The sequence below is a fragment of the Mesorhizobium sp. M0587 genome (assembly GCF_040320945.1).
Classification (GTDB): domain Bacteria; phylum Pseudomonadota; class Alphaproteobacteria; order Rhizobiales; family Rhizobiaceae; genus Mesorhizobium.
The window spans coordinates 40,604-54,625 of the sequence record NZ_JAMYQP010000005.1 but is presented as its reverse complement, the minus strand read 5'-3'; the positions used below and the strand labels follow the sequence as shown (position 1 = coordinate 54,625).

Here is a 14,022-nt window from a genome sequence, read left to right as displayed (position 1 = left end):
TCATGGCTGTTGCACAGGAAGCTCTGGACAAGCTCCTTGATCTCATAGGTGGGGATCAAGACTCTCTGGCCGAACTCATTGAGAGTTTTCTGAATGAATCCCCGTTGCTCGTCGAGCAGATGCGCCGCGCTGCAGAATCCGGCGACCGTTCAGGCCTTGGACGGGCTGCCCATACACTGAAATCGAGCGCACGGGACTTCGGCGCGAACCAGCTTTCCGCGCTTTGCGAGGCGATGGAAAAATCCTGCCGCGATGGTCTGCCCAGCGGGGCCACGACGGAAGTGGAACTCATCGCGGGCGAGTGCGACACGGCGAAACAAGATCTCAGCTCGCGCCTTGCCGATTTGAAAAGAGGGGGATCAGAATGAGCATAGTATCGGAGACTCAACCACCTGAGGCTCGCGCAACTGAGGCTCGCATACCTGAGGGAGCGCGCGTCCTCATAGTCGATGACTCAGGCACTGTGCGCCTGAAACTCAGCAAAGCCATCCAAACGCTCGGCCATGAAACAACAGCCGTCGCGAGCGGCAAGCTGGCGCTCGAACAGGTTGCCCAGAATTCATTTGACCTCGTTCTCCTTGATATAGTCATGCCCGAAATGGATGGTTTCGAGGTGCTCAAGGCCCTCAAGTCTTCGCGAGCCACTCGCGATCTGCCGGTGATCGTCATTTCGGCGCTCGATGAAGAAATGAGCAGCGTGATAAGCGCCATCGAGCTTGGCGCGGAAGACTTTCTGCCAAAGGACTTTGAACTCGCTCTACTCAAGGCACGTGTTGCCACCTGCATCGAGAAAAAAAGACTCCGCGACGTTGAGACGGAATATCTGCGGCAGGTGGCCAAGCTGACCAGGGCGGCCGCCACCTTGGAGACCGGGCGGTTCAATCCTTCGAAGCTTGGCATCCGCGATTTGGCAAACCGTACAGATGGTCTCGGCAAGCTCGCCACCGTGTTCGCGACAATGGCCCAGAAGGTCTACGAGCGAGAGCGAAGGATGCGGCAGAATATTCGCACGTTTCGCGGCGCTCTACTGCTGCTGGCATGTGGTGGGTTATGGGGAATCGTCGTGCCACTTTCTAAGATGGCTTCGCTCGTTGAGGCTCATCCGGTCGGATTGGCAATCTTCATTGATATCATCGGAGCTGTATTCTGCATCGGGATTAGTGTGAAGCGACAGACAATGCCGAGCCTCAAGGATCTCACGCGAGCGGATTGGAAGTTCATCCTTGGTTTTGCGTTCATTAGCTCGGTGATCAACCAGGTCCTGGTCTATTGGGTGGCAAGCAAGCTCCCAGCTTCTATCGTCTCCATTGTCATCGTGCTCGAGGGATTTGCTGTCTTCTTGTTCGCCGCTCTGATGCGGACCGAAGCTCCGAATTTGAAGCGCTTTTTAGGGCTTGGATTGGGTCTCGTCGGCATCTTCATCATTCTCCTCTACGGAGAGCCCGGAGAAATGGCCACCAGTTGGGTGTGGCTTGTCATTGCTCTTGTAGTCCCGGTCACTTATGCGGCCGAGGATATCTATCTCTCAGAGTCCAAGCCCGCCAACATCGATAACGTTGCCCTGTTCGGCATCACGCTCGTTGTCTCGGTTCTGATGCTGATCCCACTTGCCGCTTTTTATCAGGACTTCATACCGTTTGATCTATTGGCCGGTCGGCTTGGCGTCATCGTCTTGCTGATGGCTGCCGCCGGCAATTTGGCGATGCTGCTCTTCATTCTGCTGATCTCCAGCACTGGTGCTGTCTTCGCCAGCCAGAACGCCTACGCAGGGACAGCAGCCGGCATATGCTGGAGTATGCTGTTGCTTGGAGAGGCGATACCAGCTCTGACCTGGGCCTCTCTCGCACTGGTCGTCATCGGTCTCCTGATGGTCGAGCCCAAGCAGGAGGCCGAGGAAGAACCCCCGGTGCTCGACGACTCGCTGGAGGAATTTGTGCCGCGGCTTGATCTGCTGCCGTTACCCACCGAGTGAAAGATCGGAGGCCGATAAGTGATGCGCCCGCAGTCAAGCTGACAAGTGGCTCATGGCAGTTGCTGCCGCCCAGGTAAGCAGGTTGGATGCGCAGGCGGCTCTCTGGGCCAGTCATCCCGAATCCAGACCTTCGGCTTCCGGCCCCCTATCAAAACGCACAATGTGTCGCCAGTTGGCTTCCCCAGTCCGCGTTAGCCGATCCTCCTGTTTCATGCGGGCTGCCAAGTAGTTATCCCCCTCATTAACCATTCGTTAACCATTTCCTCGCTAGCGTTTACCTCTCAGTAAGGATTCGCCAGCCGTGACCTTTGCCGCCCCCCTCGAGGCCAAATCCATTCGCTTTCGGGCCCGTTCCTTCGTTGCTTTCACATTAACCCCGGAAGTGCCTTTGGCGGCTTGGCTGGAGGGGCTGGACCATTGGATCGGCAACTCGCCCGGCTACTTTGCCGGGCGCCCGGTGCTGCTCGATCTCAACGCTTTGAAGCCCGCGGCGAGCGAGATCGCGGCGCTGGTGGCGGAGCTTGGGACGCGCGGCATCCGGATCTATGCCATCGAGCTCGAAGGCGCTTCGCTCGGCGCCGAACTGCCGCCGCTGCTCGTCGGCGCCAAGGAGGCGACGACGGATGGGCTGTTGCCCGGCCGCAAGGGGGCTGGGATGGCGCGGGAGGAGGGTTCCGGCAGATCGGATGGCAAGGCCGAGGGCAGGGCGCCAGACCACGGTATGGAAGCGAGCGCGGATGCTGGCAGCGATGGCAAAGGCAAGGCTGGCGCAAGCAAGGCGGGCGAAAGCGAGCGGCACGCCGCACAATACGATTCAGGAACGCTGATGATCAAGTCGCCGATCCGTTCCGGCCAGACGATCATGCATGCGCATGGCGATGTCGTCGTGCTCGGCTCGGTTGCTTCCGGTTCGGAGATCGTCGCCGCCGGCTCGATCCATGTCTACGGCACGCTGCGCGGGCGCGCTTCGGCGGGGGCGCTCGGCGACACCGGCGCGCGCATCTTCTGCCGCAAGAACGAGGCCGAGCTTCTGTCGGTCGACGGCTGGTACGTCACCGCCGAGGAAATGGAAGGCGTTTCGCGCGGCAAGCCGGTCCAGGCCTATCTCGAAGGCGACGGGCTGCGCGTCGAGCCGCTTCGGTGAGCGGCCGGGATTTCAGTACCGGGCGGCCTGCCAGGACAACAACAAACCAACAACAACGGAGGCATTTTTCATGGGCAAGGTAGTGGTGGTCACCTCGGGCAAGGGGGGCGTCGGCAAGACCACCTCGACGGCGGCCCTCGGTGCGGCCGTGGCCAAGACCGGCAAGAAGGTGGCGCTCGTCGATTTCGACGTCGGCCTGCGCAATCTCGACCTGATCATGGGCGCAGAGCGGCGGGTGGTGTTCGACCTCGTCAACGTCATCCAGGGCACGGCCAAGCTGTCGCAGGCGCTGATCCGCGACAAGCGGCTGGAGACGCTGTTCCTGCTGCCGGCCTCGCAGACGCGCGACAAGGACGCGCTGACCGAGGAAGGCGTCGGCCAGGTCATCGAGAAGCTGCGCTCGGTGTTCGACTACGTGTTCTGCGACAGCCCGGCCGGCATCGAGCGCGGCGCGCAGCTCGCCATGCGCTTTGCCGACGAGGCGGTCATCGTCACCAATCCGGAAGTGAGCTCGGTGCGCGATTCCGATCGCATCATCGGCCTGCTCGACGCCCGCACCATGCGCGCCGAGCAGGGCGAGCAGATCGCCAAGCACGTGCTGGTGACGCGCTATGACGCGGCGCGCGCCGCGCGCGGCGAAATGCTCTCGATCGACGACGTGCTGGAAATCCTGTCGGTGCCGCTGCTCGGCATCATCCCCGAGAGCCAGGATGTGCTGCGCGCCTCCAACCTCGGTTCGCCGGTGACGCTGTCGGAGCCGCTCAACTCAGCCGCCCGCGCCTATCTCGACGCCGCCAAGCGGCTGGAGGGCGAGGATTTGCCTGTCGTCGTTCCCTTCGAGCGCAAGGGCTTTCTCGACCGTCTGTTGGGAAGGAGGGCGGCATGAACGTGTTCGACCTCTTCCGGCGGCGCTCCAGCGCGCCCGTGGCGCGCGAGCGGCTGCAAGTGCTGCTGGCCTACGAGCGCCGCAACCGCAGCCAGCCCGATCTCGTCTCCATCCTGCGCGAGGAGATCATGGCCGTCATCGCCAAGCACGTCCAGATCGACCAGGATTACCTGCAGGTATCGATGGACCGCGGCGAGACCATGTCGACGCTGGAAATCGACATCCAGATCCCGAACAAGAGCGCCGCGCCAATGGCGATCTCGGCCTGATCTTCATCTCCCCCTGCTGGGGGAGGGTCGATCCGCAAAGCGGACCGGCTGCGGCTGCGCCAGCACTGCCAGGAGCGGGTTCGTCGCCCCGCCTGGCGAGATCCAGGTTTTCCAAGGCCGCGGCAATGGTTGCTCGCGGCCCAAAACCCCTCCATTGTCCCGAACTGTCGTCCCCCAAAAGGGGGGCTTCCCCTGCGCAATCGGTGCATGTAAGGATATGTTAGCAACTCGTTAAGTGCCAGTTGGGATATGCGTAAGGAGTTCGGGCATGAACTTCAAGGCCCTGATCAAGCGTGCCGAGGACGTAGACAAAGCATTCCAGGAACTGCAGATCGAGGTGGCCGACGCGCTGGATTCCAGCCTGAGCGCCGAGGACCGGGAGCCACCAGCCGGCGACGACGTCCCGGATCCCGCGGCAAGTCTTTACGACGCGCCGCCCGAAGCGAACGCGGCAGATTCGGACAGTGCGGATGATACGGACAGTCCCGGAACCGCTCCAAGACTGACGTCCCATACCCAGACCCGGCTGGCTGCATTAAGTGCCTTCGAAGGGCTCTTCCACGACGCCAGGGACTATCTGGAGGAGATCAACGGCAAGTTGTCGGAGATCGCGACGTCACACCATCTGACACGCGAATTCCTCAACATCCTCCACAGCGACATTCTTCGCGCCAACGAGCTGGAGCTGGCGAATGCCGGCCTGACCGCGGACCAACGAACGCTGTCGGAAAAGCTGCACGACGCGACGAGAAAGCTCCGCGAGCGCGAAGGCGCTTTCGAAGTGCTGCAACAGCGCGAGGCAAGCCTGGTTCAGGACAGGGAGGCGCTTCGTTCAGCGCTTGCGGCGGTAAGGCTGGAACTCGTGGAGACAGCCAATGCGCAAGCAAAACGCGAAGCGGAGTTTGGCGACATCGCCAAGCGGCTGACCGCCAGGACGGTCGAGGCCAACAGGCGCCTGCGCGAGAGCAAGATGCTGCGGGAAAAACATGTCAGCCTGTCGATCGATCTCGACAAGGCGCTGAAGCGGGAATCCCAGGCGCGCCATAGGCTCGACGAACTCTCGACGATCCATGCCAGCGAAGCCGCGCGGCTTGCGGAACTGCTGGCCGCGCTCGGCAAGAGCGAGAAAGAGGAGATGCGGCTCCAGAAGTCGCTCGAGGCCGCGCAGGCGAAGCTGTCGGAAGTGACAGAAGAGGCCCGCATGATGGACGGCGACAGGGAAGCCGAGCAGGCTCGCAGCCAGGCGGAAATGCGCGGGTTGCGTTCCGAGATGCAGGACCTGCAATCGCGGCTGGAGCAGGCCTCGAACGAGAACAGCGACGCTGCCGCCGAAATCGCCAGGCTCAAGAGCAACCTGAACGACGCCCTGACCGAAAAGAAAGTCGCCGACGAAAGATTGTCCGCGCTCACCAGTGAGAGCGAAAACGACAGGATGAGCCTTTCGAAAGTGAACGCCAATCTTTCGCAGCTCACGCTGCAACAGGCATCGGAACAGATACAGCTCGACGTCCAGAAGCAGGAATGCGAGGATCTCAGAGCCGAAATCGTGTCACTCAACGCCAGGATCAAGGAGTTGCTGCCCTACGAGCGCCTCCACAAGGCCACTAACGGCAGGCAGCACGAGACCGTGGTCGAGATTACCGGCGCTGTGGCGAAGAAAGCCCGTGCAGCGGGCAGGCGGCGCATCCCCAGGAACCTCCGCGCGACACCGTAGCTCACTTCGCGCGATGTGCTTCCGCTCCCGCTTTGCCTGGGAGAAAGGGAAGCCGCGATCCTTCGCGCCCGCTCTGTCCTGCTGGCGTATCAATCTCACCACCCCCGCGTCCAATCACACCGCCTCGAACACCACAGTCTGCGCCAGCCCGCCGCCCCGGCGGTTCTCCAGCGTCACCGTTCCCCCGTAGCGCTCGATGATTTCCTTGGCGATGGCGAGGCCGAGGCCGGCGCCCGGGATGGATTGCTGGCGGCCGGGGTCGACGCGGAAGAAGGGCTCGAACGCCTTGTTGATGAGATCGGGCGGAATGCCGGGCCCGGTGTCGGAGATGCTGAGCACGGCGCGCCTGTTCGCCACGGCAAGGGCGATGGTGCAGGCCTTGCCGTGGGTGGCGGCGTTGACGATCAGGTTGCGCAGCGCCCGGCGCAGGCCGAGCGCGCCGGCCCGCACCGAAACCTTGTCGAGGTGCCCGACCGACACGGCACGGCCGAGCGACACCATCTCGGCTTCGATGTCGCGCACCATCCTCTCCAGATCGACCGGCTCGACGGCATCCTGGTTCACCTCTTCGCGCACCAGCCTTATGGCGCTGTCGGCGATGCGGTCGAGCTCGTCGAGGTCGTGGAGCCATTTGTCGCGCTCCTCATCGAGGAATTCGGCGCGCAGCCGCATGCGCGTCATCGGCGTGCGCAGGTCGTGGCCGGCGGCGGCGACCAGGCGCATGCGGCTCTCCATAGCGGTCTTCAGCCGGGACGAGAGCTGGTTCAGCGCATGCGCCGTCGCCTTGACCTCGGCCGATCCCACTTCCGGAACCGCCGCCAGCATGCCGTCCGAGCCGATCTTGGAGACGGCGGCCTCCAGCATTTCGAGCGGCCGGATCAATACCGAGGTGAAATAGACCGAGACGGCGGTGGCGCCGGCCACGATCAGCGAGATCCACCCGGCCAGCACCAGCCACTCCCGTCTCGGCGGGGTGATGTGGGGAACCTCCATGATCGCCCAGCGATTGTCGGGCAGGCGCACCGAGGCGAGATGGGGCTCGCCGGCTTTCTCGCTGACGACGGCCGCAATGTCGAGGCCGCGGCGGCGCAGCAAGTCGCCGAGCATTGCCGTCTCTTCGCGATCGACCTTGCCGCCGGCCGGATGGTCGCTCATCTCGACCCGCAGGACGTCCGGAAGCGGGCCGGGCAGCAGCCGCACCATGAGTTCCATCTGCTGGGCGACCCAGGGCATGGTGAGTTCCGGCGGCGGCCCGCCGCCGCGCACGCTGATGACGGCGGCGGTCGCCAGGGCGACGACGCCGACGATCGAGGCAACCAGCAAGAGGATAAGGCGCCGGCGCAGCGAGTTCACGCCTGGCCCTCCACCGTCTCGACGCGCGCGGTGAACTGGTAGCCGCCATTGCGCACGGTCTTGAAAAGCGGACCGTCGCCGGTGTCGGTGAACTTGCGGCGCAGCCGGCTCATCAGCACGTCGACCGAGCGTTCGAGCGGGTCGCGCTCGCGGCCTTGCGTCAGATCGAGCAGCTGATCGCGCGACAGAAGCCGGCCGGGGCGGTCGAGGAACACCTGCAAAAGGTCGAACTCGGCGCCGGTGAGGTCGATCGCAGCGCCTTGCGCGTCCGTCACCTTGCGGGTGTCCGGCTCCAGCCTGTGACCAGCGAAGCGGTAGATGCGCGGGCGCGGCGGGGCGGGCGCTTCCTCGGGCGCCGAGCGCCTCAGCACGGCGCGGATGCGGGCGGTGAGTTCGCGCGGATTGAACGGCTTGCCGAGATAGTCGTCGGCGCCGAGTTCCAGACCGATGATGCGGTCGACATCCTCCTTCAGCGCCGTCAGCAGGATGACGGGAATGTGCGGCTTGCGATCACGCAAGGCGCGGCAGATGTCGAGCCCCGAGCCGTCCGGCAGCATGACGTCGAGCACGACCAGGTCGAAGTTGCCCGAGGCGAGCCTCTGCTCGCACTCGCGCCGGTCCGCCGCCACCGAGACACGAAAGCCCTGGCCGTCGAGATAGCGGCCGAGCAGCGTCCTGATCTCGCGGTCGTCGTCGACGACGAGGATATGGGGTTGTGAGTGCATTGCGGGTGACCTTGCTTGGCGCCGACTATAGAGAGAGCCGCGCCCGAGCGGCATGGAAAATTGCAACGCAATGTTTCCGGCCGGGGCGCGGAAACATTCGGAAACAAATTGCCCTTTTGCGGAAACCTTCGTCAACACGCCGACGCGAAGCAGACAAAGACGCTTCCTATCCTCATGGCCATCCGAAGCATGTCGGGCTGACGGCCCGCTGTCTCAACGCAACCTTGTCCAAGTCCCGGTCGGCTACATCTTATGAACGATACCCAGCGCTGCCCGGCCGGTTCCTGGCGGAACGATCCGATGCCGGCAGCCAGGCGGCGACCGAAACTCCAGCCGAAAGCTCACTCAAGTCATGCCCATCCAGTCTTGCCAGTCTCTTCTGCCGGCCAAGCCACGCCGGCTCGCGCCCTGGGGCGCGATGCTCGTCACGATCGTTCTTCTGGCGGCCTGTTCGCAGGAGCAGGGCCAGCCTCCCGCGGGCATGGGCGGGGTCGGCAAACCGGAAGTCGGCGTCGTAACGCTGCATCCGCAATCGGTCGCGATCACGGCCGAATTGTCGGGACGCACGGCCGCATCGCTGATCGCCGAGGTGCGCCCGCAGGTGAACGGCATTATCCAGCAGCGCCTGTTCAAGGAGGGCAGCGAGGTGGCGGCGGGACAGCCGCTCTACCTCATCGACCCGGCAAGCTACAAGGCCGCCTATGACAGCGCGGTCGCGGCCCGGCAGAAGGCGGAAGCGGCGGTGCCTACAGCGCAGGCCAAGTTCGACCGCTACGCCGGCCTTTTGAAGCAGAACGTTGTTTCCAAACAGGATTATGACGATGCCGCCGCCACGCTGGCGCAGGCACAGGCGGATGTCGCCTCGGCCAGGGCCAGCGCGGAAACCGCGCGCATCAGCCTCGACCGCACCTCGATCACCGCTCCCATCGCCGGCCGCATCGACAAGTCGACACTGACGCCCGGCGCGCTGGTCACCGCCAACCAGGATACGGTGTTGACCACCATCCGCTCGCTCGATCCGATCAATGTCGACGTCACGCAGTCGAGCACCAACCTGCTCAATCTGCGCCAGGCGATCTCGGAAGGGCGGCTGAAGTTCAGCGGCCCCAATGTCAGCGTCAAGCTGAAGCTCGAGAATGGCAGCATCTATGCGCAGACCGGCAAGCTGGAATTCGCCGGCGCCAATGTCGACCAGAGCACCGGCACCTTCGCGCTCAGGGCCGAGTTCCCCAATCCCGACCGGCTGCTGCTGCCGGGCATGTATGTGCGGGCGCTGGTCGAGGAGGGCGTCGCGCAGAACAGTTTCCTGGTACCGCAGCGCGGCGTCAGCCGCAACACCAAGGGCGAGCCGACGGCCATGGTCATCAATGCGCAAGGCAAGGTCGAGACGAGGGTGCTCGCCGTGCGCAACAGCGTCGGCAACAACTGGCTGGTCGATTCAGGCGTCGGCGACGGCGACCGCGTCATCGTCGAAGGCATGCAGCTCGTGCGCCCCGGCGGCGATGCGACCGGCGTCGAAGTGACGATCGACGAGGCGACCGGCGAGATCAAGGACCGCGGGCAGACGTCGGCGGTACCCGCTCCCGCCAATGGCGCCGGCGGCCAGCAACCGGCGCCTGGCGCCTCGACCGGGAACTGAGCCGATGTCCGCATTCTTCATCAACCGGCCGATCTTTGCCTGGGTGATCGCCATCGTGATCATGCTGGGCGGCCTGCTGGCGCTGACCACGCTGCCGATCTCGCAATACCCGCAGATCGCGCCGACCACGGTCAATATCAGCGCGACCTATCCGGGCGCCGATGCGCAGACGGTCGAGAATTCGGTGACCAAGGTCATCGAGCAAGGCATGACCGGCATCGACAATCTCGACTATATGACGGCGACCTCGACCTCGACCGGTTCGGCCTCGATCACGCTGACCTTCACCAGCGCGGCCGATCCCGACACCGCACAGGTGCAGACGCAGAACAAGCTGCAATTGGTGCAGTCGCAGCTGCCACAGGTGGTGCAGAGCAACGGCATAACCGTCTCCAAATCATCGACCGGCTTCCTGATGGTCATCGGCTTCGTCTCCAGCGACGGCAAGATGAACTCGACCGATCTCGCCGACTATGTCGACGCCACCATCAACGACACGCTGAAGCGCGTCGAAGGTGTCGGCTCGACGCAGCTTTTCGGTTCAGGCTATGCCATGCGCATCTGGCTCGACCCGGACCAGCTCGCCAAATACGCGCTTATGCCGAATGACGTCGCAACCGCGATCGAGGCACAGAATACGCAGGTTTCGGCCGGCCAGCTAGGCGGCCTGCCGGCGCGCAAGGGCCAGCAGCTCAACGCGACGGTAACGGCCAAGAGCCGGCTGCAGACCGCCGAACAGTTCCGCAACATCATCCTGAAGAGCCAGACGGACGGCTCGCTGGTTCGCCTCAACGACGTCGCCACCGTCGAGCTCGGCGCCGAAAGCTATACGACGCAGGCCAACTACAACGGCAAGCCGGCGGCGGGCGTCGCCGTCAGCCTGGCGACCGGCGCCAATGCCATCAGCACGGCCGAAGCGGTGCGCACGACGATCAACCGCCTGAGCTCGACTTTCCCGCAAGGGGTCGAGGTCGTCTATCCCTACGACACCTCGCCCTTCGTGCGGCTGTCGATCGAGGAGGTGGTCAAGACGCTGGCCGAGGCGATCGTGCTGGTATTCCTGGTGATGTTCATCTTCCTGCAGAACCTGCGCGCCACCATCATCCCGACCATCGCCGTGCCGGTGGTGCTGCTCGGCACGTTCGGCGTGCTGGCGCTGTTCGGCTATTCCGTCAACACGCTGACCATGTTCGCCATGGTGCTCGCCATCGGCCTTCTGGTCGACGACGCCATCGTCGTCGTCGAGAATGTCGAGCGCGTCATGCAGGAGGAAGACCTGTCGCCGAAAGAGGCGACGCGCAAGTCGATGAACGAAATCACCGGCGCGCTGATCGGCATCGCCACCGTGCTGTCGGCGGTGTTCGTGCCGATGGCTTTCTTCGGCGGCTCGACCGGCATCATCTACCGGCAGTTTTCGGTCACCATCGTCTCGGCAATGGTGCTGTCGGTGCTGGTCGCGCTGGTGCTGACGCCGGCGCTTTGCGCCACCATCCTGCGGCGGCCCAAGGACCATGCGACGCAGACGGGTCCATTCGGCTGGTTCAACCGTGTCTTCGACCGCGGCACGACGGCCTACCGCGACGGCTCGCATGGCATCATCAAGCGGGGCAAGCGCTTCCTCGTCGTGTTCCTGGCCATCGTCATCGCCATGGGCTGGATGTTCGCGCGGCTGCCGAGTTCGTTCCTGCCGGAAGAGGACCAGGGCATATTGATCACCAGCGTGCAGCTGCCGGTCGGCGCGACGCAGGACCGTACCGAACGCGTGCTGACAGAGGTGACCGACCATTATCTCAAGGAAGAGAGGGACGCGGTCGAAGGGGTCTTCACCGCCTCCGGCTTCGGTTTCGGCGGCGCCGGTCAGAATGTCGGCATCGCCTTCGTGCGGTTGAAGGATTTCGACCTGCGCAAATCGCCGGCCTTGGCGGCGCAGGCGATCGCCGGCCGCGCCATGGGCGCCTTCGCCAGGATCAAGGATGCGCAGGTGTTCGCGCTTGCTCCGCCCGCCATCCAGGGGTTCGGCAACACCAACGGCTTCGATTTCTACCTGCAGGACGTCAACGGCACCGGCCATGACGCGCTGATCCACGCGCGCAACCAGCTTCTCGGCCTTGCCGGGCAGAGCAAGGTGCTGGCCAACACAAGGCCCAACGGCCAGGAGGACCAGCCGCAATTCTCCGTCGATATCGACCAGGAAAAGGCGAGCGCGCTGGGCGTCAGCCTCGCCGATATCAACAACACGCTATCGACCGCCTGGGGCAGCGACTACGTCAACGATTTCATCGATCGCGGACGGGTGAAGCCGGTCTATCTGCAAGCGGCTCCGAATTTTCGCATGCAGCCGGAAGACCTGAACAAATGGCAGGTCCGCAACTCCAGCGGCGCCATGGTGCCGTTCTCGGCCTTCGCGTCCAGCCACTGGACGTTCGGCTCGCCGCGGCTCGAACGCTACAATGGTTCGGCGGCGGTCGAGATCCAGGGGGCGGCGGCCGCGGGCGTGAGTTCGGGCGCTGCCATGGACGAGATCGACAGGCTGATGGCCGAGCTGCCCGCCGGCTATTCCCACGAATGGACCGGGCTGTCGCACCAGGAGCGGCTTTCCGGCAATCAGGCGCTATCGCTCTATGCGATCTCGACGCTGGTCGTGTTCCTGTGCCTGGCAGCGCTCTATGAGAGCTGGTCGATCCCGTTCGCAGTCATGCTTTCGGTGCCGATCGGCATCTTCGGCGCGCTGTTGGCGGCAAGCCTGTTCGGCCAGACCAACGACGTCTACTTCAAGGTCGGCCTGCTGACCACGATCGGCCTCGCCGCCAAGAACGCCATCCTGATCGTCGAATTCGCCATCGAGCGGCAGACGGCCGGCATGGGGCTCGTCGAGGCGACGCTGGAAGCGGCACGACAGCGGTTGCGGCCGATCCTGATGACGTCGCTGGCCTTCATCCTCGGCGTCACGCCGCTCGCGATCGCCAGCGGCGCCGGGTCGGGCGCGCAGAACTCGGTCGGCATCGGCGTCATGGGCGGCATGATCGCGGCGACGGTGATCGGCGTGTTCCTGGTGCCACTGCTGTTCGTCACAGTGCGCCGCATCTTCAAGGGCAAGGCGGCCAAGCAGGTTTCCGGGCAGGATACTGGACGGGATACAGGCGAGGCGCTGGCAACGGCCAACCAGCAATAAGGTGCTGCAAAGCCGCGTCCTTTTGGCGACCAACTACATCGGCTGGGACGGTGCGGTCGACAGCGCCAGACCCGAGATCGTCGACGTCAAGACCGGGCCACGGCTGGCCTCGAAAGTGGCGCCTTGAACGATGTTCGGCTCACGGAAGCGGCTGTCCCGTCGTGCTTTAGCGGGTTATCGCTTATCAGCCCCTGACGCCGAGCCCGTGCCTGTCATGCAGGGCCGGCGGCTCGGCGCGGCCTTCGTCGTCATCGGCATTGCGCGCCGCCGGCGGCTTCGCGAACACGGCAGCGCTGTCACTCGCCCGATGCGGGGCGTTCAGTCCGATCTGGCCTGCGGCGAGCTGCGCGAACTGGGCCCGCGAGGAGACCTGCAATTTGCGATAGATGTTGTTCATATGAATTTTCAGCGTGCCGTTCGAGATGCCGATTTCGAACGCGATCTGTCCGCCTGGCTTGTCGGATGCGGCCAGTACGGCAATTTCCATCTCGCGCCTTGTCAACCGCTGCGAGAGCTTCTGCCATTTGATGCGGCGCGACGCTTCGACTTCGAGGGCCTCGCCGACGATTTCAGCGGGCAACCAGTGGCCGCCGCCGGCGACCAGGCGGATACAGTTCAGCAGCGTCCCGACCGGGGCCTCCTTCAACACGATGCCGGCGATGCCAGCCATGACCGCATCGTAGAGCTGACCTTGCGATGCGCCGGCCGTCAACAGCACGCAGCGCGTGGCCAGCGCCTCCTTGCCGAGTTCGACGGCAACGTCGAGCCCGCTGAACCCCGGCATGTTCAGGTCGATCACCGCGACATCGGGCGGCTCTTGCCGGATCATCGTCAACGCACTCCTGCCATCCAGCGCCGATCCGACGACCCTATAGCCGGGGGCGCCGCCAATCAGGTTCTCAAGGCCATGCAGGACCAGCGGATGATCGTCGACGATGAATACCGTGGTGACCATCGTCAGTCCTCTTGAAGCCCGATTGCCGGGGAGGGCGGAAGCCTGCCGCCATCGCTCGGAATGGCAGGAAAGGCAATAATGCCGCCGGGCGTTAGGTACGAGCCAGGCATGGAACGGCCGGGTTTCAACCGCAGCGGCCGCCGGACAGCAAAACGCGATGCCGGATCAGGGCCGTTTTCATCCAGTCGAGGCG

12 protein-coding genes are annotated in these 14,022 nt (G+C 64.1%); 9 read left to right on the top strand and 3 right to left on the bottom strand.

The features are described 5' to 3' along the window. Positions 1 to 2 precede the first annotated feature (2 nt). The 6 genes from NKI49_RS06225 to NKI49_RS06200 all read left to right on the top strand — a co-directional run bounded on the left by NKI49_RS06225 (position 3) and on the right by NKI49_RS06200 (position 5,985). Positions 3 to 368 carry an Hpt domain-containing protein gene (locus tag NKI49_RS06225; protein ID WP_352601579.1) on the top strand — a complete coding sequence of 122 codons (366 nt, stop codon included), beginning with the start codon at positions 3 to 5 and terminating at the stop codon, positions 366 to 368. Continuing rightward, the gene (locus NKI49_RS06220; protein WP_352601577.1) at positions 365 to 1,972 is read left to right on the top strand and encodes a response regulator; all 1,608 of its coding nucleotides are present in this window, start codon (positions 365 to 367) and stop codon (positions 1,970 to 1,972) included. Before NKI49_RS06225 ends, NKI49_RS06220 begins: the two co-directional genes overlap by 4 nt. 301 nt (positions 1,973 to 2,273) lie before the next feature. Then, positions 2,274 to 3,116: a septum site-determining protein MinC gene (gene minC, locus NKI49_RS06215; protein WP_352601574.1), complete on the top strand. Its 843-nt coding sequence runs from the start codon at positions 2,274 to 2,276 to the stop codon at positions 3,114 to 3,116. 70 nt (positions 3,117 to 3,186) lie between these two features. Continuing rightward, entirely contained in the window at positions 3,187 to 4,002 is an 816-nt protein-coding gene (gene minD / locus NKI49_RS06210; protein ID WP_352601572.1) for a septum site-determining protein MinD, read from the top strand. Beyond that, a complete protein-coding gene (gene minE / locus NKI49_RS06205) occupies positions 3,999 to 4,271 on the top strand; it encodes a cell division topological specificity factor MinE (RefSeq protein WP_352601570.1) in 273 nt (90 codons plus the stop codon). Before minD ends, minE begins: the two co-directional genes overlap by 4 nt. A gap of 268 nt (positions 4,272 to 4,539) precedes the next feature. Next, positions 4,540 to 5,985: a coiled-coil domain-containing protein gene (locus NKI49_RS06200; protein WP_352601568.1), complete on the top strand. Its 1,446-nt coding sequence runs from the start codon at positions 4,540 to 4,542 to the stop codon at positions 5,983 to 5,985. Positions 5,986 to 6,099: 114 nt separating this feature from the next. Here NKI49_RS06200 and NKI49_RS06195 read toward each other — a convergent pair whose 3' ends face one another. Beyond that, positions 6,100 to 7,338: an ATP-binding protein gene (locus tag NKI49_RS06195; RefSeq protein ID WP_352601566.1), complete on the bottom strand. Its 1,239-nt coding sequence runs from the start codon at positions 7,336 to 7,338 to the stop codon at positions 6,100 to 6,102. Next, the gene (locus tag NKI49_RS06190) at positions 7,335 to 8,063 is read right to left on the bottom strand and encodes a response regulator (RefSeq protein ID WP_352601564.1); all 729 of its coding nucleotides are present in this window, start codon (positions 8,061 to 8,063) and stop codon (positions 7,335 to 7,337) included. Before NKI49_RS06190 ends, NKI49_RS06195 begins: the two co-directional genes overlap by 4 nt. Before the next feature lie 352 nt (positions 8,064 to 8,415). On the opposite strand from NKI49_RS06190, the gene NKI49_RS06185 reads away from it, so the two are divergent. From NKI49_RS06185 to NKI49_RS06175, 3 genes are read left to right on the top strand one after another with little or no spacing between them, the layout of a single operon-like run. Next, entirely contained in the window at positions 8,416 to 9,702 is a 1,287-nt protein-coding gene (locus NKI49_RS06185; RefSeq protein ID WP_352601562.1) for an efflux RND transporter periplasmic adaptor subunit, read from the top strand. Positions 9,703 to 9,706: 4 nt separating this feature from the next. Beyond that, positions 9,707 to 12,874, top strand: a complete 3,168-nt coding sequence (locus NKI49_RS06180) for an efflux RND transporter permease subunit (protein WP_352601560.1) — start codon at positions 9,707 to 9,709, stop codon at positions 12,872 to 12,874. A 1-nt stretch (position 12,875) separates the two neighbouring features. Next, complete coding sequence (locus NKI49_RS06175) at positions 12,876 to 13,001, top strand: hypothetical protein (RefSeq protein ID WP_352601558.1); 126 nt, start codon at positions 12,876 to 12,878, stop codon at positions 12,999 to 13,001. 57 nt (positions 13,002 to 13,058) lie between these two features. Here the strand turns inward: NKI49_RS06175 and NKI49_RS06170 are convergent, their stop codons facing one another. Then, positions 13,059 to 13,829, bottom strand: coding sequence for a response regulator (locus NKI49_RS06170; RefSeq protein ID WP_352601556.1), 771 nt, complete (start codon positions 13,827 to 13,829; stop codon positions 13,059 to 13,061). Between the last annotated feature and the right edge of the window lie 193 nt (positions 13,830 to 14,022).